The organism is Pseudomonas donghuensis, assembly GCF_000696345.2.
In the GTDB taxonomy this organism is placed as follows: Bacteria; Pseudomonadota; Gammaproteobacteria; order Pseudomonadales; family Pseudomonadaceae; genus Aquipseudomonas; species Aquipseudomonas donghuensis.
The window spans coordinates 3,493,516-3,513,345 of record NZ_CP071706.1 but is presented as its reverse complement, the minus strand read 5'-3'; the positions used below and the strand labels follow the sequence as shown (position 1 = coordinate 3,513,345).

Here is a 19,830-nt window from a genome sequence, read left to right as displayed (position 1 = left end):
GCCCACCTCAGTAGTAGACCTGTGGCACGGTCAGGTCGGTCGGGGCGATTTCAGTGCCCACCCACTTGGTGAACAGTTCCTTGTAGCGCCCGGTGCGCACCTGCTGGTTGACGAACAGGTCCAGGTAGCGCAGCAGGCCATACTCGTTGCGCTTGGCGCCCAGCGACACGTAATCGATCACGTAGGGGGCATTGCCGGCGACCTTGAGGTTCTTGTACTTGCCGGACTTGAGGGTGGCCGCGGCAACGGTGTTGGTGACCACGGTGGCATCGATGTGCCCCTGGGCGACGGCCAGCAGGGTGTCGTTCTGCGACTGGTAGGCGCGGAAGGTGCCGCTGCCCCAGCTTTTCACGTCTTTTTCCAGGGCGATGGCTTCGTAGGTGCCGCTGGTGTTGCCCAGCGCCTTGCCCTTGAGGTCATCGAAGCTGTTGATGCCGGTGTTGTCGCGGGTCAGCACCACCATCTGGAAGGCGAAGTAGGGCACGGTCAGGCCGACGGTCTTGGCCCGCTCGAGGGTGTCGGAGGTGGACGCCACGATCACGTCGGCGCGGCCGGAGACCAGCGCCGGGATACGGTCGGGGAAGGGCGTTTCGACCACTTCCGGTTCGACCCCCAGCACCTTGGCCAGGTCGCTGCAGTAGTCGACGTCGAAGCCGGCAGGTTTGTTGGCTTCGTCGCGAAAGCCCATCGGCGGGAAGTCCAGGGTCACGGCGCAACGTAGCTTGCCGGAGCCGATGATGTCGTCGAGCTTGTCGGCCTGGGCGTTGGCAATGCAGGCGGTACTGAGAACAGCGCTGAGGGCTACGGCAAATGTGCGGTTTTTCATAGGTGCCTCGTGGTCGGGTAAGTGCTGTTAGATATCGTATTGGTAATTTCGTATACGATATTTTCTAGTGCAATGGCCGTGCCTGTTTTGTTGTGGCTGTAGGAATAATCCTGCGGCCCGTGAGCTAGGGCGCCTGAAGCAAACGAGGGCGGGTGCGGGCGGTTTTAGCGCAGCCGGATGGGCGCAGCGCAGGTGTTACATATCGGAGCACTGCCTGTGCGCAGCGCCCGATAAAGGAACACTCAGCGCTGGTTGTCGCGGTACTGGCTGGGCGAAAGCCCGGTGAGGGCACGAAACTGTCGGCTGAAGGCGCTGTGGTCGGTATAACCGCAGCGCAGGGCGATGTCGGTGATCGGCAGGTCGGGGTCTTGCAGCAGGCGCGAGGCTTCCTCCAGCCGCGCCTTGTGGATCATCTGCCGCGGCGTGAGCTGGAAGATGCGCTTGCAGTGGCGCTCCAGTTGCGCCACCGACAGCCCGGCGATAGCGGTCAGTTCGGCGAGGCTGATCGGGCGGGTGAAGTGGGCGCGGATATGCGCGTCGACGGCGGCAAGCTTGTGGAACGCCGGGTGGTTCGACTGGGGCAATTGCAGGTCGCGGGAAATACCGGCGAGCCCGACAATAGTGCCCTCGGCATCCTTGAGCGGACGTTTGTGGGTCAGGCACCAGATCGGGTGATTACCGTAGTAAAGGTGCAGTTCGAGCTGGTCGGCCAGTTCCCGGCCACTGCTGAGCACGCGGCGGTCCTGCTCGGTGTAGAGCGGGCCGAAGCGGGCGGGGAATACGTGCTCGGCGGTGAGCCCGAGCAACTCTTCGCGGTGCTTGCGCCCGCAGCGCCGGGCCAGGGTCTGGTTGACGAAGGCGTAGCGCGCCTCGCGGTCCTTGATGAAGAACACCACATCGTTGAGCGTGTCGAGCAGCGGCGCGATGGGCTGCAGGCTGCTGAGCAGGGTCGGCAGGTCGCAGGGCGCGAAGTGGTTGAGCGTGGCGTGCATGGCGCTGACGTTCCGGGGGCGACCGTCGGGATCATAGAGCGCCCCCGGCGTTTATCTCAAGCGTCGCCGGTTTCCTCCAGGCACAGCAGGGTGTCGATGCGCGCCGGGCTGAACGGCGGGCGTGGCGCCGAGGGTTGCCAGCCGAACAGGTGCGCGGTGGCCGCACCGCACACCCGGCCTTGGCAGGCGCCCATGCCGCAACGGCTGGCAAGCTTGGCCTGGCGCCAGTCGCGATGCCCGACGAGGGCGGCATAGGGGACGTCTTCGCAGCGGCACACCAGGGTGTCGGCAGTGGCCAGCGACTTGAGTGCAGGGTCCAGGTCGAAGGCGTTGTTCAGCGCGCTGGCAAAACCGTGCCAGCGGGCGCGGCGGCGCCACAGCTGCTGCGCCGCCTGGCGATTGCCGGTGGCTGCACAGCCGGCAATCGCGCCTTCAACCAGAGCGCGCTCGCTGCCGCCGAAACCGGTGCATTCGCCCGCGGCATAGATGCCGGGTTGCGAGGTCGCCTGCCAGGCGTCGACGGCAATGGCCTGCTGTTCCACGGCGCAGCCCAGAGCCTCGGCGAGCTGGATGTTGGGGATCAGGCCGAAGCCGCAGGCCAGTCGGTCGCACGCCATTTCCACCACCTTGCCTTTGTGCTTCAGGCGCACGCCTTCGAGACGGTCGGTGCCCAGTGCGGCCAGTACATGGCTGGCGGTGCGGTACTGGCGGTCGAACAGGCTGATCGATTGCAACAGCTTGCGCGGCCAGCGTGGCAACTGTGCGGCGAAGCCTGCGACGGCAGCGCCCGAGGCCTGTTCGGCGATGCGCAGCACCCGGGCACCATTAGCCTTAGCGGTGGCGGCGCTGGCCAGCAGCAAGGGGCCGCTGCCGGCGATGACGATGCGCTGGTTGTGCACCGGTATCCCGCCCTTGATCAGTGCCTGCAAGCCACCGGCACCGGTCACGCCAGGGAGCGTCCAGCCGGGGAAGGGCAGTAGCAGCTCGCGGGCGCCGGTACAGAGGATCAGCCGGTCGTAGCGGATTTGCCAGCCACGTTCGGGGTCTTCCACCAGCAGGGTGTCCGGGCCGGGCTGGGCGATCACCCGTGTGCCGCTGTAGTACTGCACATTGGTACAGGCGAGTACCTGTTCGCGCAGTTGTCGGGCCTGGGCAGGCACCTTGGCCTGCGGCCCGTCGCGCCAGATCTGCCCGCCCGGCAGCGGGTTGTCGTCGAGCAGCACGATGCGCGTGGCCCGCGGCGCGGCGGCCAGTGCCGCGGCCAGTCCGGCGGGGCCGGCGCCGATGATCAGCAGGTTGGTGTGTTCGTTCATGCGCGGGTCTCCACCTGCATGCCGTCGCGGCACAGGGTCTGGCAGGCCAGGCGCTGGCGGCCGTCGATGCGCACCCGGCATTCCTGGCAAATGCCCATGCCGCACAGCGGTGCGCGGCGCTGGCCGCTGACCGAGGTGCGCGAGCAGCCATCGCCGCCCAGGGCCAGGGCGGCGGCCACGCTGGTGCCGTCGGCCACGCGCAGAGGGCGGCCATCGAGAGTCAGGTCAGGCATGGGTGAGTGCTCCCAGGAAGCGATCTGGCAGGTAGGGCCTGGCCGCCAGTGGCGGCGTTTCGTCGAACAGTTGCGCGCTCAGCAGGTCGGCGGTCGCCGGGGCAGTGGTGACCCCCAGCCCTTCGTGGCCGACCGCCAGCCACAGGCCGTCCTGGTGCGGATGGCGGCCCACCAGCGGCAGGCCGTCGGGGCTGGCGGCGCGAAAGCCGGTCCAGGCGCGGATGCCGTTCAGGTTCGCCAGGTCCGGCATGTACTCAGTGGCGCGCTTGAGCATGCGCGCGAGCATCCAGCCTTCCACGGCCGGGTCGGTGGTGCCGAACTGGCGCGAAGCGCCGATGAACAGCTGGCCGGTCGGGCGCGGCTGGATATTGCACGCGGTGGACGGGCCGCTGGCAGTGTGGGCGCTGGTCACGTAGCCCAGTTCCACCAGGGTGTGGGTGACGGTGCCGGGGTAGCGGTCGGTGATCAGCAGGTGGCCTTTCTTCGGTTCGATCGGCAGTTCCGGGCATAGGTCAACGGCCTGGATGCCGTTGGCCAGCACCACGGCCTCGGCGCTCAGCCACTGGCCGTTATCCAGGCGCACGCGGTTGCCTTGCAGCGCAGTGACCCGCGCCCGGCGCTGTTCGATACGTGGCGATTGCAGCATCCAGCGGGCGGTGGCCGGCGCGTAGAGGATGCCGTCGCCGTTGATCAGCAGACCCCCTTCGAGCCCTTCGCGCAGCGCTGGTTCGCGCTGGCGCAGGGCGTGCCCGGCGACCAGCTCGCAGGTCACCCCCTGTGCTTGCAGGACGTTGAATTTATGCTCGGCCACGGCCATCTCTTCGGCGTTAGCCGCCAGCCACAGGGTGCCGTTGCTGCGGTAGGCGCAGTCCGCGGGTAGCTGCGGGGCCAGTTCGCGCCAGCGTTGCAGCGAATGTTGGCTGAGTGCCAGCTCTGCGGGGTTGTCGTCGAGCACCAGCAGGTGGCCCATGCCGGCTGCCGTGGCGCCATGCAGCCCGGCGTCCAGCACCAGCACGCGCAAGCCACGCGCGGCCAGCGACTGCGCGCAGGCCGCGCCGATGATCCCGGCGCCGATCACGATCACATCGGCCACGGCAGCGCCGCTCACGGGCGAATGCCCCAGGCGAACGGGTCGTCTTCCTCGAGGATGAGCGTGGCTTCGGCGCTGATGTACGCGCGGCCGCGAATGGTCGGGATGATGCGCTCGCCGTCGGCCTCGAACGAGCCCTCGAAGGTGCTGCCGATCACGCTGGCCTGGTGCCAGGTCTGACCTGGCTGCAGCTTGCCGTCGGCGGCAAGGCAGGCGAGCTTGGCGCTGGTGCCGGTGCCGCAGGGCGAGCGGTCGTAGGCCTTGCCGGGGCAGAGCACGAAGTTGCGGCTGTCGGCGTCGGGGTCGTCGGCGAACAGTTCGATATGGTCGATCAGGCCACCGTCCTCGCCGCGGATGCCCTGATGCTCCAGCGCCTGTTGCACGGCGTAGGTGTAGGCCGTCAGTGCTTCGATGTTGTCGCCAGCGACCTTCTGGCCGTGGTCGGCGATCAGGAAGAACCAGTTGCCGCCCCAGGCCACATCGCCAACCACCCGGCCGAGGCCCGGCACCTCCAGCACCAGGTCCTTGCGGTAACGGTAGGCCGGCACGTTGCGCACGCTGACCGAGAGGTCCTCGTGCAGCGTCGCCTGAACGGTGCCGACCGGGGTTTCGATGCGGTGCACGCCCGGCCCGATCCGGCCAAGGTGCGCCAGCGATACCACCAGGCCGATGGTGCCGTGGCCGCACATGCCCAGGTAACCGCTGTTATTGAAGAAGATCACCCCGGCGCAGGCGCTCGGGTCCACCGGTTCGCACAGCAGCGCGCCGACCAGTACATCACTGCCGCGCGGCTCCAGCATGCAGGCAGTGCGCCATTGATCGTGTTCCTGGGCAAGGCGCTGGCGGCGCTGGGCCATGCTGGCGTTGCCAAGGTCGGGGAATCCGTCGGTGACCAGGCGGGTCGGTTCGCCGCCGGTATGGGAGTCGATCACGGTAATGCGTTTCATCGAAGGCCGCGTCCGTTCAGGGAAGTGAACGACAGAGTGGCCTGTCCCCCAGTGCGCAGGCTTGATGCCTTTACGTCGCGCCGATGACGAAATCGGCACAGCGCCGGAACCCTGGTGGGACCTGTAGGAGCGGGCTTGCCCCGCGATGAGGCCAGTACAGCCAGCACATCAGGTGGCGCCTGGATTGCGACCGCTTCGCGCTCGATCGCGGGGCAAGCCCGCTCCCACAGGTCCACCAGGTTGCCATTATTTGGTGGGCGGCAGGTGCTCGAAGAGGGTCTTGCAGACGCCGGCGATGTGTTCGTCGAGCAACCTGACGGCGAGTTCGACATCCTTGGCCCGGCAGGCGTCGAGGATGTCGCGGTGTTCGTGGTCGGCGCGTTCCTTGCCAGCCGACAGGCTCATCTGCATGCGCAGGTAACGCTCCAGCTTGTCGTTCACCGAGCGGATCATGTTGACCAGGAAGGGGCGCTGCGCCGGCTCGTACAGGCAGGCGTGCAGCTCCCAGTTAAGCTCGGCCCAGCGACCGACGTCGTTCTCGCCGACGAACTCCTGGCAGATGCGTTCGGCACGGGCGAAGGTTTCTTCGGTCATGTTCGGGATGGCCAGGCGCAGGGCTTTGTCTTCGAGCAGCATGCGCACTTCGAACATCTGCGCCAGCTCCGACTCGGACATGCGCGTGACCATCGCCCCGCGATTGCGCTGGAACATCACCAGCCCTTCGGCCTCCAGGCGCTTGAGCGCTTCGCGCACCGGGATCTTGCTGACGTTGAACTGACGGGCGATATCGTCCTGGCGGATCGGTTCGTCTTCGGCGAAGTGCCCGGCAATGATTGCATCGCGCAGGTGACGGGTGATGATTTCCGAGGTCGAAGGCGTGTTGCCCAGGTCCGGGGCGTTGAGGCGGGGTACGGTCACGGTGGCGTCGTCCGAAGTTATTTCTGGATATGGTATACGAAACTAGCCGGGTACGGCGCCACTCATGCCCGACGGACAGCGCTGGCGGCGGGCTTAACGAATGAAATGCACCTTGCCGGTGTCGTCATTGCCCATGTAGATCCCGTATACCCCGGCCTGGCGCTCCTCGATGTAGCGTTCGAGAATCTGCCGGATCGCCGGGTAGTAGATCTCGTCCCAGGGGATGTCTTCAGGGGCGAAGAAACGGTAGTCGAGGGTCTCCGGGCCGTACTGGCCGGTGATCTCCAGGGCGATGGCGCGAAAGATGATGTACACCTCGCTGATGGTCGGCACGCTGAAGATCGAGTAGGGCGAGATGATCTCGCCGCGTACGCCGCTTTCTTCCCAGAGCTCGCGCAGTGCCGCCTGCTCGGTGGTCTCACAGCTTTCCATGAAGCCTGCCGGCAACGTCCAGGTGCCCGGGCGCGGCGGGATCGCCCGTTGGCACAGCAGGTACTTGCCGTCCTGCTCGATGATGCAGCCGGCGATGATCTTCGGGTTCACATAGTGAACATAGCCACAGGCGCTGCACAGCAAGCGCTCGTGGGTATCGCCGCTGGGCCGTCCCTGGTGCAGCTCGGCAGTGCAATGCGGGCAGTAACGCGGGACGGCGGGCATGGTCAGCGGCCTATACGGGGTTCTTTGAGGGCAATGGGCGCGGCGATGTCGCGCACCTTGCTGTTGTCGTTCTGTTTCAAGCGCAGGTAGTCCAGCGCCACCTTGGCGGCGGCGCGCACGTGATCGACCGAGGCCTGGTGGGCGGCCAGCGGGTCGCCGCTCTTGATCGCCTCGACGATCTTTTCCATTTCCTGGTTGCTGGCGCCGCGGCGGTTTTCCTGGGACACCGAGGTCGCTCGCAGGTAGCTGATGCGTGCCTGCAACTGGCGCAGTTGGGTGGCGGCAACGTGGTTGCCCGAGCCTTCGAGCAGCACGTCGTAGAAGCCCTGCACCGAATCGATCACCTGTTGCAGCTCACCTTCCTGCAGGGACTTGCGGTTGACTTCCAGGGCCTTTTCCAGGGCGCGGATGTCCTTGGCCTTGGCGTTCAGGGTGAACAACTGAACGATCAGGCCTTCGAGCACGCAGCGCAGCTCATAGATGTCGCGAGCGTCTTCGAGGGTGATGATGGCTACCCGTGGGCCCTTGGCGTCGGCGAACTCCACCAGGCCTTCGGACTCCAGGTGGCGCAGCGCTTCACGCACCGATGTACGGCTGACGCCGAGGCGGTCACAGAGGTCGCGCTCGACCAGGCGGTCGCCCGGCAGCAACTGGAAGCTCATGATCGCCCCGCGCAGTTTGTCGAGGACGATTTCACGCAGGGTGACGGGGTTGCGGTTGACCTTGAAGCTGTCGTCGAGGGGCTGGCGTTTCATCATCGGTGCTCTGCAGAGGGCTGTCGCAGTTGAACAGCCCGTCGTTATCGGGTGGGCTCCGAGTCGGCCTCGGCGAAGGCTTCGCGGGCCAGCCGGAAACTGTCCACGGCTGCGGGCACACCGCAATAGATACCGACTTGAAGCAGGATTTCGCGTATTTGCTCACGACTCAGACCGTTACGCAAGGCACCGCGTATATGCAGCTTGAGTTCGTGTGGGCGGTTGAGCGCGGAAATCATCGCCAGGTTGATCATGCTGCGCTCCTTGAGCGACAAACCGTCGCGACCCCAGACATGCCCCCAACAGTATTCGGTGACCAGCTCTTGCAAGGGCCGGTTGAAGTCGTCGGCGTTCTCGATCGACTTGTTGACGTAGTCCTGGCCCAGCACCTGGGTGCGGATCTGCAGGCCTTTTTGGTACTTCTCGTTGTTCATCGCTGCGCTCCCAATCAATCAGGCCAGTGGCGGCAGGGCGCCGAGCTTGCCTTTGTGGTAGATCATCGGCGTTGCCGGTTGCTCGGGCAGGATCAGGTGCTGGACCGCGCCGACGATGATGGCGTGGTCGCCGCCGTCGTACTCGCGCCACAGTTCGCACTCGATGATCGCCGTGGCATTGGTCAGCAACGGGTTGCCCAGCGCGCTCAGGTGCCAGTCGATGCCCTTGGCCTTGTCTTTGCCCTTGCCGGCGAAAGCATAGGCTTCGGCGGTTTGCCCGGCGGCCAGCAGGTGAATGGCGAACTGCTTGCTGTCACGCAGGATCGGGTAGGTGTCGGAGGCGTAATTAGGGCAGAACAGCACCAGCGCCGGGTCGATCGACAGCGCGCTGAAGGCGCTGGCGGTGATGCCGACGATGCCGCCGTCGGCGTCCAGGGTGGTGACCACGGTGACGCCGGAGGGAAAGGAGCCCATCACGTCTTTGTAAATGCCGGGTTCGATCATGGACTGGCGCTCCTAACGCATGACAAAGGGGTCGGGCATGGGCGCGGTGGAGAGGTTGATCCACACCGTTTTCAGCTCGGTATACGCCAGCACCGAATCGATGCCGCTTTCACGGCCGTAGCCGCTGTTCTTGAAGCCGCCGATCGGCGCCATGGCCGACACTGCGCGGTAGGTATTGACCCAGATGATCCCCGACCGCACGTCTCGGGCCAGGCGATGGGCGCGGCCCAGGTCGCGGGTCCAGATACCGGCAGCGAGGCCGAACTGCGAGTCGTTGGCCATGGCCAGGGCCTGGGCTTCGGTCTTGAAGCGGATCACCGCCGCCACCGGGCCAAAGACTTCTTCCTGCATGATCTTCAACGAATGGCTGTCGCATTCGAACAGGGTCGGCTGGTAGTACCAGCCGTTGCCTTCGACCTCGGCACGCTGGCCGCCCAGGCGCAGGGTGGCGCCTTCGGCCTTGGCCGCGGCGACCAGGTTTTCGACCACGGCCAGTTGCTGGGCGGTGGCCATCGGGCCCATTTCGCTGTTTTCATCCTGCGGGTTGCCGATCTTGATGCGTTTGGCCCGTTCGATCAGGCGCTCGACGAATTCATCGAAGATCTCCTCCTGCACCAGCAGGCGCGAGCCGGCTACGCAGCTCTGCCCGGAGGCGGCGTAGATACCGGCTACCGCACCATTGACCGCGCTGTCCAGGTCGGCGTCGGCGAAGATGATGTTCGGCGACTTGCCGCCCAGCTCCAGCGACAGCTTGGCGAAGTTCTCGGCGCTGCTGCGCACCACATGGCGGGCGGTGGCGGCGCCGCCGGTGAAGGCGATCTTGCGCACCAGCGGGTGGCGGGTGAGGGCCGCGCCGGTGCTCGGGCCGTAGCCGGTGACAACGTTGACCACCCCCGGCGGGAAGCCGGCCTCAAGGGCCAGGCGCGCCAGTTCGAGGATGGTCGCCGAGGCGTGTTCGGACGGCTTGATGACAATGGTATTGCCAGCCGCCAGGGCCGGTGCGAGCTTGATCGCGGTCAGGTACAGCGGGCTGTTCCAGGGGATGATCGCTGCCACCACACCGATCGGTTCGTGCACGGTGTAGGCAAACAGGTCGGGCTTGTCCAGCGGCAGGGTGCCGCCTTCGAGCTTGTCGGCAAGGCCTGCGGTGTAGTGGAAGAACTCCGGCAGGTAGCCGACCTGGCCGCGGGTCTCGCGGATCAGCTTGCCGTTGTCATGGCTTTCCAGCTGGGCCAGGCGTTCCTTGTTGTCGCTGATCAGGTCGCCCAGGCGGCGCAACAGCTTGCCCCGGGCAGTGGCGGTGATGCCGCGCCAGGCGGGGCTTTCGAAGGCTTTTTGCGCGGCCTGTACCGCCAGCTCGACATCGGCTTCAGCGGCATCGGGCAGTTGCGCCCAGGCTTGCGCGGTGGACGGGTCGAGGCTGGCGAAGGTCTTGCCGCTGAGCGCATCGCGCCACTGGCCGTCGATGCACATCTGGAAAGGTACAAGTGTCATGCAACGATCCCCTTGGCTGAATCGGAGAGGGTTCGGGCGTGCCCGAGAAAGTCCAGGAGCATCTGGTTGACCAGGCGCGGCGACTCTACCGGCATCATATGCCGTTGCTCGGCCAGCACCATGCTCCGGGCACCGGGAATGCGCCGGGCCAGTTGCTCGGTCATGTCCGGGGTCGAGCCCAGGTCCCATTCGCCGGTGGCGATCAGGGTCGGCACCTGGATGCTGGCCAGGTCATCGGCGCGGTACATGTCCTGGGTGGCAAACAGTTCATAGGTGGTCAGGTAACCCTGCGGATCGTTGCTGGCCAGGGTCTGGCGAATAGCGGCGATCTGCGCTGGGTTGGCCGCCTGGTATTCGCGGCTGAACCAGCGTGCCAGGGCTGCTTCGGCATTGGCGTCGGGGCCGTGTTCGGCCGCCTGGGCAGTGCGTGCGATCACCCCGGCGCGCTGTTCGGCGCTGCGGTTGAACACGCTGTTGAGCACCACCAACGCGGCCAGGCGCTGTGGGTAATACAGGGCGAAGGCGCGGGCCACCAGGCCGCCCATGGAGAAGCCGATGATGGTCGCCTGAGGTACTTGCAGGTGCTCGAGCAGCTCGGCCAGTTGCGCGGCATAGCCGGGCAGGCCGGTGCCTGCGGCCGGGCGCGGGCTGTGGCCATGGCCAAGCATGTCGTAGGCGATTACCCGGTAGTCGCTGGCCAGGCCAACGATCTGCCCGCCCCACATTTCTTTGTTCAGGCCCACGCCGTGGATCAGGACCACGGGTTGGCCTTGGCCGGTCGCCAGGTAACTGGTGCCGGCCGGGGTGCGTTCAGCAGCAGGCTGAATCATCGGTCGCTCCTAGGGCGTCATTATTGTTATTGCGCTTTTTCAGCGGCCAGCTCTTCCAGGTCGATGTAGCGGTTGCCGATGCGCGGGTGCAGGCGGCCACCGTCGGCGCAACCGAGCACCACGACGATCTCGTCGGCGCGCGGGGCGTCTTCGATCTGCATTTCCAGGGTGATGTAGTGCGAACGCAGGCCTTCGTCGTCCTTGTGCATCATCGGGATCTGGATCGAAGTGCCCGGGCCGCCGCGCTTGTTGGTGAAGCTCAGGTAACTCTTGGCCTTGACCGCTTCGCGGTAGTGGTTGCCAAAACGCAGGGTGTGGATCACCGCCGAGGCGTGTTCGATCTCGCCATCGGCGCCGACCACGGCCGCTTTGCCGTACGCCTCGATCTTGTCGGCACCGCCGATGGCCGCGCACAAGCGCTCGACCATCTGGGCGCCGAGGTCCGAGCAGTTGGCGCGGATTTCGGGTTTCAAGTCTTCGACAAAACCGCGACCCAGCCAGGGGTTCTTGATCACCACAGCCAGGCCGACCATGGTCACCGGTTTGTCGCTGGCCTTGCCGCCTTCAATCAGGGTCTGTTCGCTGTAGGTGACGATCTTGCGGATTTCGAAACTCATGGGCTGCTCCCGTGCAGGGTGGTTTGGTCTTGTTGTCTGATGGTATACCATAATATTTACCATGCAAGTGCTTCCGGCAAATTTCTCTGCTAGGGGGGACGGGTGGGGATGTACAGCATCGCGGGTCACACCGCCGCTCCCACAGAGGTTCAGATAACCTTGTAGGGGCGCCGGTGCGACGACTCGACTTGACCCGCGATAGGGGGACTACTTGCGGGCTTCGAGGATCAGGTTGAACGGTGTTTCGGTGGCCCGGCGAAAGCGCTTGAACCCAGCCTCTTCAAACACTGCCCGCAGCCTCGCTTCCCCCGCCTGGGCGCCAAGCCCGAGGCCGACTTCCTGGGACAGCGAGTTCGGCGTACAGATAAAGGTCGAGGCGGCATAGAACAGTCGCCCGACCGGCGTGCTGTTTTCATCCAGGGTGTCGTTGGCATACGGCTCGACCAAAAGTACCGTGCCATCGGCTTTGAGCGACTCATAGGCATGGCGGGCAGCGCCGACCGGGTCGCCCATGTCGTGCAGGCAGTCGAAGTAGCAGATCAGGTCGTAGTCGTTGCCGGGGAAGTTCTTGGCGCTGGCCTGGACGAACTCGGCGCGCTCGGCCACCCCCCCTTCGGCAGCACGTTGGTTGGCGATAGTGATGGACGGGCCGTGGTAGTCAAAGCCGCTGAAACGCGAGGCCGGGAACGCCTGGGCCATGATTACTGTCGAGGCGCCATGGCCGCAGCCGACATCGGCGACCTTGGCCCCGGCCTGCAGCTTGTCGATTACCCCGGTCAGGCTCGGCAGCCATTCGGCCACCAGGTGAGCACGGTAGCCGGGGCGGAAGAAGCGCTCGGTACCGCTGAACATGCACGGGTGATGATCGCCCCAGGCCAGGGCGCCATCGCCGCGCATCGCGGCGACCAGTTTGTCTTTGTCATGAAACAGTGCGGCGATCACCGAGGCGCCGCCAGCCGCGTACACCGGTGAATCTTCAATGGCCAGGGCCATGGCCTGTTCTTCCGGCAGGCGAAAGCGCCCATCGCTGTGTTCCATGTATCCGGAGGCCGCCTGGGCGCTCAGCCATTCGCGTAGCAGGCGGGCATTGCAACCGGTTTTGTCGGCCAGTTGTTCGGGTGTGATGAATTGGCTGTCGGCCATGGCCCGGTACAAACCGAGCTCATCACCGAGGATCAGGTTGGCAAGCATGGCGGCGGCACCCATGTCGGTGACCAGCTTGCCCATGAAGTCATTGAGTCTGGCTTCGTCCATTGCGTGTTCTCCTGCAGAAGTCCAACGTCAACGGGGTTGCCAGCGGGGCCGGCAACCTCGGGCCAATATGTTGCGGGGGCAACTTTTAAGTCTAGTTCGCTTCGAAGAACGCCAGCACTTGTGCGCTGAACGCTTCGTCCGCTTCTTCCATGACGAAGTGCCCGCAGTCGGCGATGACGCTGCCACGCAGGTTGTCGGCATGGGCCTGCAGGGTCTGCAACGGCACCTCGCCAGTAGCATGCTCGGCGCCGATGGCCAGCACCGGCATGCCCAGGCGTTTGCCCGCGCGCTGCTGGTTCTGGGCGATGGTCTGGCTGATCGAGCGGTAGTAGGCCAGCCCGCCACTGAGACCGCCGGGCTTGCTGTAGGCCTTGATGTAGGTATCAACTGCAACGCGGTCGACATGGTGCGCCCAGCGCTCGAACATGAACGTCAGGTAGCGGTCCTCGCGGCCACTGATCAAGGCTTCGGGCAAGTCCTGCAGCTGGTTGAACAGGAAGTGCCAGATGAAGATGTTCTGCTCGGCACTGACAAAGATTGGCGGCGCCTCGGCCAGGCCTGGAATCACCGCTTCGCTGAGCACCAACTGGCTGACGGCGTCGGGGTAGTCGCTGGCCAGCGCGTAGCCAACCCACATGCCGACATCATGGCCCGCCAGCCGGTAACGCTGATGCCCCAGTTGGCCCATGGCCCGGTGCAACAGCGCGGCAATGTTGCCGGTGTCGTGGCCTTCGGCGGCCGGGTCGGACAGGCCGGTGCCCGGCAGGTCGACGGCGATGGCCTGGTAACCCTGGCGGGCCAGGGCTTTCATCACATGCCGCCAGGTGTACCAGGTCTGCGGCCAACCCGGGATCAGCAGCACGGGCTGGCCGCGGCCCAATTGCACGCAATGCAGGCGGCGGCCGGGTTCCAGGATCAAATAGCGATGTTCGAAGTCGGCTTCGGGGGTTACTGACATCTGTTGCACTCCATGTGAAAGAGAGGGATTCAAGCCAGGCCCAGCAGGGTCTGGATCTGTTGCGGGTCGACCGGCGCGCCGGCAAAGTCGTCGAAGGTGCGAGTGGTGACCTGGATGATGTGCTCACGGATGAATGCTGCGCCTTCGCGGGCGCCGTCTTCCTGATCCTTGAGGCAGCACTCCCATTCCAGGGTGGCCCAGCCGGGGAAGTCGTATTGCGCCAGCTTGGAGAAGATCGCCTTGAAATCGACCTGGCCGTCGCCCAGGGAACGGAAACGCCCGGCCCGCTCGGTCCAGTCGCAGTAACCGCCGTAGGTGCCCTGGCGGCCCGTTGGGTTGAACTCGGCATCCTTGACGTGAAACATGCGGATGCGCGCGTGGTAAATGTCCAGGTAGTCCAGGTAGTTCAATTGCTGCAGGACGAAATGGCTGGGGTCGAACAGCAGGTTGCAGCGCGGGTGTTGGTCCACCAGGTCGAGGAAGCGTTCGAAGCTGCTGCCGTCGTGCAGGTCTTCGCTGGGGTGGATTTCGTAGCAGAGGTTGATGCCGTGGTCTTCGCAGGCATCGAGGATTGGCCGCCAGCGCCGCGCCAGCTCTGCAAACGCCGCCTCGATCAGGCCCGCCGGGCGCTGCGGGAAGGGGAACAGGTAAGGCCAGGCCAGCGAGCCGGAGAACGTGCCCATGTCGGTCAGGCCCAGGCGTTGCGAGGCCTTGATTGCCAGGTGCAATTGTTCCAGCGCCCAGGCCGTGCGCGCCTGGGGTTTGCCGTGCAGGGCCGGCGGGGCGAAGTTGTCGCACAGGGCGTCGTACGCCGGGTGTACCGCGACCAACTGGCCGAGCAGGTGGGTGCTCAGTTCGCTGATCTGCAGGCCGTGGTCGGCAAGCATGCCGCGCAGCTCATCGCAGTAGGTCTGGCTTTCGGCGGCACGTTCCAGGTCAAACAGGCGCCGGTCCCAGGCCGGCACCTGCAAGGCCTTGAATCCATGGCCGGCAGCCCAGCGGGCGATCTCGGGGAGGCTGTTGAAGGGGGCTTGCTCAGCGCTGAACTGGGCCAGGTGCAGGCTGGGTCCTTTAAGGGTACGCATGGTGACTTCCTATTGTTTGTCGATCGACAAACAATAGGTCGGCAACAGGCTTGCGTCAACTGTTTTGCAGGGTAGAATCCGCCACACCTGATTTGATGGACACACAACCCATGGCCGGACGTCCCCGGGAATTCGATCGCGACCAGGCCTTGCACAAGGCCCTGGCGACCTTCTGGCGATACGGCTATGAAGGCACTTCGATGGCCTTGCTGGTCAGTGCCCTGGGCATTGCCTCGGCGCGCATCTACGCCGCCTTTGGCAGCAAGGAGCAGCTGTTTCGCGAAGTGGTGGCGCTGTACCTGGCCGAGCAGGGCGGCTTTGCCGAGCGGGTCATCAACCGTGGCCTGCCGGTGTGCCAGGCGCTGGAGCAGATCCTCCTCGATGCCATCGCCACCTACACGGCGGCGGACGGCCCGCGTGGCTGCCTGGCGGTGTCATCGACCGCCAGCGGCGGGCCGGATATCACCGGCGTGCTCGACTGGATGAGCGAGCTGCGCCGCCAGCGCACCCAGTCGATCATCGACTTGCTGCAGCAGGCCCATGGCCGTGGCGAGCTCAAGGCCGATGCCGATCCGCAGGCACTGGGCGATCTGTTCGCTACCTTGCTGCACGGCATTGCCATCCAGGCCCGCGACGGCATTGCCACGGCGCGCCTGCAGGCGATGATCAAACCGGCACTAAGCGCACTGCGCGCGGCCCAGGCCTGATTCAGCGCGCCTGGCCCGAGGCCCGCTCACGCAGGGCCTTGCTGACCTTTGCCTGGATTTCGTAGGCCGGCGTTTCGACGGCGTCGAAGTCGCGCGAGTAGCGCCGGGCGAATTCCGCCACTCCCCATTGCTGGTACTGCTGCACATGGTGCAGTTCGTGGGCCCAGAGCGCGACGTTGTCCTGGGCGTCGGCTTCGTTGCGAAAGACGATGATGTCGATCAGGGTCACGGCGTTGACATCGGGGTTCTGCAGCAGGGCATTGGCGCTGTCCAGCGCCTCTTGGTCGCCAACCTTGTAGCGCGCGGCATCGAGCACCTGGAAGTCATAGAACGGCTCGAGCTGGGCACGGATGTGCAACGGGATCGGCAGCACCGTGCCGGCCGCGGCGGTGTCGCGTGCCTGTTGCAAGGCCATGGCCAGGGAGCTGCTGGCCATGCGCCCGAGGTCGTCGAGCACGGTGCCGGCCTGGCCGAGGTCGATGGGCGAGCAGATGCAACTGCCCAGACAGATTTCATACTGGCCGGCCGGGCAGGCGGCGAGGGCGGTCAGGGGGGCGCTCAGGGCAAGGCTCAGCAGTAGCGACTCAAGAGGCTTCATGCAAAGCCCCGGCAATAAAGTCGCGGGAGGCCTTGAGCACGTCTTGCTGAATCGGCTCGCTGGCCAGCATGCGCGCAATCACCAGCGCGCCCACGCACTGGCTGAGCAGCGCCCAGGCCAGGGCCGGGTCTTTCAGGGTCTGCGCCCAGGCGTGCTGCAGATGGCACAGCCAGTGTTCGGCTTCGGCGCGCACCGGTAACTCGGCGCGGGCGATCTCCGCGCCCAGGGCCGGAATCGCGCATCCGCCTTCGACATTGTGCAAATGGGCCATGCTCAGGTACTGCTCCAGGCAGCGCTCCAGCCGGGCGCGGTTTATCGGTTGCTGGGCGATGGGGCTCTGCGACAGTTCGCGACGCACCACTTCGCTGAACAGGTCGTCCTTGGACGGGAAGTGGTTGTAGAAGGCGCCGCCGGTCAGGCCGATGGCCTTCATCAGCCCGGCCACGCCGGTGCTGCCGAAGCCCCCGCGCTTGGCCAGGGCGCCGCTGCTTTCCAGCAATTTTTGCCGGGTTTGTTCCTTGTGGGTGGTGGAGTAGCGCACGCCGACAATCTCCGCTGGGCTGGCTTGACGAAGCCTGGATCATAGCATAGCGTTCGTTTACTAAATGATCGTTTACTAATGGAGGCGACAGATGACCCAAGGCAAGAAGGTGGTACTGGTGGTAGGGGCCGGCGATGCAACCGGCGGCGCGATTGCCAGGCGTTTTGCCCGCGAGGGTTATGTCGCCTGCGTGACCCGGCGCAGCGCCGACAAGCTGCAGCCGCTGGTGGACGAGATCCGCGCCGCCGGTGGCGAAGCCCACGGTTTTGCCTCGGATGCGCGCAAGGAAGAGGAGGTCGCGGCGCTGGTCGAGGAGATCGAAAGCAGCCTTGGCCCGATCGAAGCCTTTGTCTTCAATATCGGCGCCAACGTGCCCTGCAGCATTCTGGAGGAGACCGCGCGCAAGTACTTCAAGATCTGGGAAATGGCCTGTTTCGCCGGCTTTTTGACCGCTCAGGCGGTCGCGCGGCGCATGGTCACCCGCGAGCGCGGGACTATCCTGTTTACCGGCGCCACCGCTGGTTTGCGCGGCGCTGCGGGTTTTGCCGCCTTTGCCGGTGCCAAGCACGGTATTCGCGCTCTGGCCCAGAGCATGGCCCGCGAGCTTGGGCCGCGCAATATCCATGTCGCCCATGTGGTGGTGGACGGCGCCATCGACACCGCGTTCATCCGCGACAGCTTCCCCGAGCGTTATGCGCTCAAGGACCAGGACGGCATTCTCGACCCGCAACACATCGCCGACAGCTACTGGTTCCTGCACAGCCAGCCTCGCGATGCCTGGACCTTCGAGCTCGACCTGCGGCCGTGGATGGAACGTTGGTAAGCCCCTCACCACAACAAGAAAGGAACCGCTGCAGATGAGCAAGACCGTCGAATTCTTCTTTGACCTGGGCAGCCCGGCCAGCTACCTGGCCTGGACCCAGTTACCGAAACTGTGCGCCGAACACGATGCGCAACTGCTATACCGGCCGATGCTGCTGGGCGGGGTGTTCCAGGCCACCGGCAATGCCTCGCCGGTGATGGTGCCGGCCAAGGCCCGGCATGTGTTCGTCGACTTTCAGCGCTATGCCAAACGCTATGGCGTGACGCTGGCGTTCCCACCGGGCTTTCCGATCAATACCCTGGGCCTGATGCGCGCTACCGTTGCCGTGCAGCGCTACCAGCCAGAGCGTTTCCAGGCCTACCTGAGCGCGATGTTCGAGGCCCTGTGGGTTCGCCAGCGTAATCTTGGCGACCTGCAGGTCCTGACGGGTGTGTTGCAAGAAGCCGGTTTCGACCCCGAGCAGTACCAGGCCTGGACAGCCGCGCCCGAGGTCAAGGCTGCGCTCAAGGATGCGACCGAGGAAGCCGTGCGCCGTGGCGTGTTTGGCGCGCCCACCTGTTTTGTCGGCGAGCAGATGTTCTTTGGCCAGGACCGCCTGGAGTTCGTCGTCGAGGCGCTGGCGGAGCAGGACAGTCAAGTGTAGCGGCGTTATTTTCAGCAACTGTATGGTCGGTCCGGATCGGGACTCCGTTAGTGTCAGTGCAGCCCAATAAAAAAACTGGATGCCTGCCATGCTCGGTTCACTGGACCTGATCACTGCCTTCGTGTTGTTCGCCTTCGTCTCCTCGATCACCCCGGGGCCCAACAACACCATGTTGCTGGCCTCCGGGGTGAACTTCGGCGTGCGCCGTTCGATTCCCCATGCGCTGGGCATCAGCGTGGGCTTCATGGTCATGGTGCTGGCGGTGGGCTTTGGCCTGGGCGAAGTGTTCAAGGCCTATCCGCCGATCTATACCGTGCTGCGTTATGTCGGCGCCGCCTACCTGCTGTACCTGGCGTACAAGATCGCCACCTCCGGGCCGCTGTCGGTCAGCAATCCCGAGAGCCGCAAGCCCTTGGGCTTTTGGGGCGCGGCGGCATTTCAGTGGGTCAACCCGAAAGCCTGGGTCATGGCGGTGGGTGCGATTACCACCTACACCCCGGCTCAGGGTTACGTCACCAACGTCATCGTCATTGCCAGCGTGTTCGCCCTGGTCAACCTGCCCAGCGTGTGCGTCTGGGTGATGTTCGGCAGCGCCTTGCGCACGGTGCTGCAGAACCCGCGCTGGCTGATGCTGTTCAATCTGTTGATGGCGGCGCTGCTGGTGATATCCCTGTACCCCTTGCTGTTTGTAGAATCGAGCTTTTCCTGACATGAGTGCGCTGGCACATGCAGTTGATTCCCTGGTCCCATGACACAAGTGCTGGCTTCACCCTGCGCGGCTGGCGCTCCCCAGCCAGTGGCAAACCGTTGCTGCATTTTCTCCACGGCAACGGTTTTTGCTGCCTGGCCTACCAGCCATTGCTGGCGCGCCTGGCCGAGCGGTTCGACCTGTGGCTGTGCGATGTCCAGGGCCATGGCGACAGTGATCATGGTGGCCCGTTCGCCGGCTGGAACCGCAGCGCGCAGCTGGCCATCGAAGCCTTCGAGGCCGGGCGCGGCGAATACGGCGAGGTGCCGCGGTTTGCCGTCGGCCACAGCTTTGGCGGGGTACTGACCGGCTTGATGCTGGCGCAGCAACCGCAGTTGTTCCAGCGCGCAGTGCTGCTCGATCCGGTGCTGTTCACCCGTGCGATGATGGGCATCATGGGCGCCGCCGCCCTGGTTGGCCTGCACCGTCGACATGCCCTGGCACGCAAGGCCGCTACCCGCCGCAGCCACTGGCCAGACCGCAGCGCGGCGCGGGCGTCGCTGGAGGGGCGGGGGATCTTCAAGGGCTGGAGCGAATCGGCGTTGCAGGCCTATATCGAACACGCCATCGGCGATTGCGGCGAAGGCGTGGTGCTCAAGTGCCGGCCCAGCCGTGAGGTGGAAATCTTCAGCTCCTTCCCGCGGCGCATGTGGGCTTCGCTGACCCAGGTGACCACCCCGAGCCTGGTGCTTTATGGCCAGTCCACCTATCCCTTCGTGCCGCAGTCGGTGCAGCGTTGGGCCCAGACCAACAAGCATGTCACCGCCAGCCAGGTGCCGGGCGGACACTGCTTCATGCAGGAAGACCCGGCGGCGTGCTGCGAGCAGGTCGAGACCTTCCTGTTGAGGTGATCGGGTCGTTGT

The 19,830-nt window shown here is 65.2% G+C and carries 24 protein-coding genes; 5 read left to right on the top strand and 19 right to left on the bottom strand.

Annotated elements, in window-relative coordinates; all coding sequences use genetic code 11:
• Positions 1 to 7 precede the first annotated feature (7 nt).
• The 17 genes from BV82_RS16270 to BV82_RS16190 all read right to left on the bottom strand — a co-directional run bounded on the left by BV82_RS16270 (position 8) and on the right by BV82_RS16190 (position 14,907).
• Positions 8 to 826: an ABC transporter substrate-binding protein gene (locus BV82_RS16270; RefSeq protein ID WP_010223880.1), complete on the bottom strand. Its 819-nt coding sequence runs from the start codon at positions 824 to 826 to the stop codon at positions 8 to 10.
• 242 nt (positions 827 to 1,068) lie between these two features.
• Positions 1,069 to 1,818: an AraC family transcriptional regulator gene (locus BV82_RS16265; protein ID WP_036994797.1), complete on the bottom strand. Its 750-nt coding sequence runs from the start codon at positions 1,816 to 1,818 to the stop codon at positions 1,069 to 1,071.
• A 56-nt stretch (positions 1,819 to 1,874) separates the two neighbouring features.
• Positions 1,875 to 3,131 (bottom strand): NAD(P)/FAD-dependent oxidoreductase, encoded by a 1,257-nt coding sequence (locus tag BV82_RS16260; RefSeq protein ID WP_215444967.1) that lies wholly within the window; start codon positions 3,129 to 3,131, stop codon positions 1,875 to 1,877.
• Complete coding sequence (locus BV82_RS16255; protein WP_010223875.1) at positions 3,128 to 3,364, bottom strand: (2Fe-2S)-binding protein; 237 nt, start codon at positions 3,362 to 3,364, stop codon at positions 3,128 to 3,130. Before BV82_RS16255 ends, BV82_RS16260 begins: the two co-directional genes overlap by 4 nt.
• A complete protein-coding gene (locus BV82_RS16250) occupies positions 3,357 to 4,472 on the bottom strand; it encodes an NAD(P)/FAD-dependent oxidoreductase (protein ID WP_036994808.1) in 1,116 nt (371 codons plus the stop codon). Before BV82_RS16250 ends, BV82_RS16255 begins: the two co-directional genes overlap by 8 nt.
• Positions 4,469 to 5,401: a 4-hydroxyproline epimerase gene (locus BV82_RS16245; protein ID WP_010223871.1), complete on the bottom strand. Its 933-nt coding sequence runs from the start codon at positions 5,399 to 5,401 to the stop codon at positions 4,469 to 4,471. Before BV82_RS16245 ends, BV82_RS16250 begins: the two co-directional genes overlap by 4 nt.
• Positions 5,402 to 5,647: 246 nt before the next feature.
• Positions 5,648 to 6,319 (bottom strand): GntR family transcriptional regulator, encoded by a 672-nt coding sequence (locus tag BV82_RS16240; protein ID WP_010223870.1) that lies wholly within the window; start codon positions 6,317 to 6,319, stop codon positions 5,648 to 5,650.
• 93 nt (positions 6,320 to 6,412) lie between these two features.
• On the bottom strand, positions 6,413 to 6,976 hold the full coding sequence (locus BV82_RS16235) for an NUDIX hydrolase (RefSeq protein WP_010223868.1): 564 nt from the start codon (positions 6,974 to 6,976) through the stop codon (positions 6,413 to 6,415).
• A gap of 2 nt (positions 6,977 to 6,978) precedes the next feature.
• Complete coding sequence (locus tag BV82_RS16230; RefSeq protein ID WP_036994810.1) at positions 6,979 to 7,731, bottom strand: GntR family transcriptional regulator; 753 nt, start codon at positions 7,729 to 7,731, stop codon at positions 6,979 to 6,981.
• A gap of 44 nt (positions 7,732 to 7,775) precedes the next feature.
• The gene (locus BV82_RS16225) at positions 7,776 to 8,165 is read right to left on the bottom strand and encodes a carboxymuconolactone decarboxylase family protein (protein ID WP_036994812.1); all 390 of its coding nucleotides are present in this window, start codon (positions 8,163 to 8,165) and stop codon (positions 7,776 to 7,778) included.
• Positions 8,166 to 8,183: 18 nt separating this feature from the next.
• Positions 8,184 to 8,669: a flavin reductase family protein gene (locus tag BV82_RS16220; RefSeq protein ID WP_036994813.1), complete on the bottom strand. Its 486-nt coding sequence runs from the start codon at positions 8,667 to 8,669 to the stop codon at positions 8,184 to 8,186.
• Between the two features lie 12 nt (positions 8,670 to 8,681).
• Complete coding sequence (locus BV82_RS16215; protein ID WP_036994814.1) at positions 8,682 to 10,163, bottom strand: aldehyde dehydrogenase; 1,482 nt, start codon at positions 10,161 to 10,163, stop codon at positions 8,682 to 8,684.
• Positions 10,160 to 10,993 (bottom strand): alpha/beta fold hydrolase, encoded by an 834-nt coding sequence (locus BV82_RS16210; protein WP_036994816.1) that lies wholly within the window; start codon positions 10,991 to 10,993, stop codon positions 10,160 to 10,162. The genes BV82_RS16215 and BV82_RS16210 overlap by 4 nt, the downstream gene beginning before the upstream one ends.
• A gap of 26 nt (positions 10,994 to 11,019) precedes the next feature.
• Complete coding sequence (locus tag BV82_RS16205; protein ID WP_010223857.1) at positions 11,020 to 11,610, bottom strand: amino acid synthesis family protein; 591 nt, start codon at positions 11,608 to 11,610, stop codon at positions 11,020 to 11,022.
• Positions 11,611 to 11,817: 207 nt separating this feature from the next.
• Positions 11,818 to 12,864, bottom strand: coding sequence for a class I SAM-dependent methyltransferase (locus tag BV82_RS16200; RefSeq protein WP_010223856.1), 1,047 nt, complete (start codon positions 12,862 to 12,864; stop codon positions 11,818 to 11,820).
• Positions 12,865 to 12,955: 91 nt separating this feature from the next.
• A complete protein-coding gene (locus BV82_RS16195; RefSeq protein ID WP_036994817.1) occupies positions 12,956 to 13,822 on the bottom strand; it encodes an alpha/beta fold hydrolase in 867 nt (288 codons plus the stop codon).
• A 29-nt stretch (positions 13,823 to 13,851) separates the two neighbouring features.
• On the bottom strand, positions 13,852 to 14,907 hold the full coding sequence (locus BV82_RS16190; RefSeq protein WP_010223854.1) for a sugar phosphate isomerase/epimerase family protein: 1,056 nt from the start codon (positions 14,905 to 14,907) through the stop codon (positions 13,852 to 13,854).
• A 110-nt stretch (positions 14,908 to 15,017) separates the two neighbouring features.
• Here BV82_RS16190 and BV82_RS16185 point away from each other — a divergent pair, with 110 nt between their 5' ends.
• Positions 15,018 to 15,614 carry a TetR/AcrR family transcriptional regulator gene (locus BV82_RS16185; RefSeq protein ID WP_036994818.1) on the top strand — a complete coding sequence of 199 codons (597 nt, stop codon included), beginning with the start codon at positions 15,018 to 15,020 and terminating at the stop codon, positions 15,612 to 15,614.
• Position 15,615: 1 nt separating this feature from the next.
• Here BV82_RS16185 and BV82_RS16180 read toward each other — a convergent pair whose 3' ends face one another.
• Together BV82_RS16180 and BV82_RS16175 are read right to left on the bottom strand one after the other, a co-directional pair.
• On the bottom strand, positions 15,616 to 16,212 hold the full coding sequence (locus BV82_RS16180; RefSeq protein WP_010223852.1) for an eCIS core domain-containing protein: 597 nt from the start codon (positions 16,210 to 16,212) through the stop codon (positions 15,616 to 15,618).
• On the bottom strand, positions 16,199 to 16,753 hold the full coding sequence (locus BV82_RS16175) for a TetR/AcrR family transcriptional regulator (RefSeq protein ID WP_010223851.1): 555 nt from the start codon (positions 16,751 to 16,753) through the stop codon (positions 16,199 to 16,201). Before BV82_RS16175 ends, BV82_RS16180 begins: the two co-directional genes overlap by 14 nt.
• Positions 16,754 to 16,844: 91 nt before the next feature.
• Between BV82_RS16175 and BV82_RS16170 the strand changes: the two genes are divergently transcribed.
• From BV82_RS16170 to BV82_RS16155, 4 genes are all read left to right on the top strand, one after another.
• Positions 16,845 to 17,576: an SDR family oxidoreductase gene (locus BV82_RS16170; RefSeq protein WP_010223850.1), complete on the top strand. Its 732-nt coding sequence runs from the start codon at positions 16,845 to 16,847 to the stop codon at positions 17,574 to 17,576.
• A gap of 34 nt (positions 17,577 to 17,610) precedes the next feature.
• A complete protein-coding gene (locus BV82_RS16165; protein WP_010223848.1) occupies positions 17,611 to 18,219 on the top strand; it encodes a 2-hydroxychromene-2-carboxylate isomerase in 609 nt (202 codons plus the stop codon).
• Positions 18,220 to 18,298: 79 nt separating this feature from the next.
• Complete coding sequence (locus BV82_RS16160) at positions 18,299 to 18,928, top strand: LysE family translocator (RefSeq protein ID WP_189638184.1); 630 nt, start codon at positions 18,299 to 18,301, stop codon at positions 18,926 to 18,928.
• A gap of 17 nt (positions 18,929 to 18,945) precedes the next feature.
• A complete protein-coding gene (locus tag BV82_RS16155) occupies positions 18,946 to 19,818 on the top strand; it encodes an alpha/beta fold hydrolase (RefSeq protein WP_036994820.1) in 873 nt (290 codons plus the stop codon).
• Positions 19,819 to 19,830 lie beyond the last annotated feature (12 nt).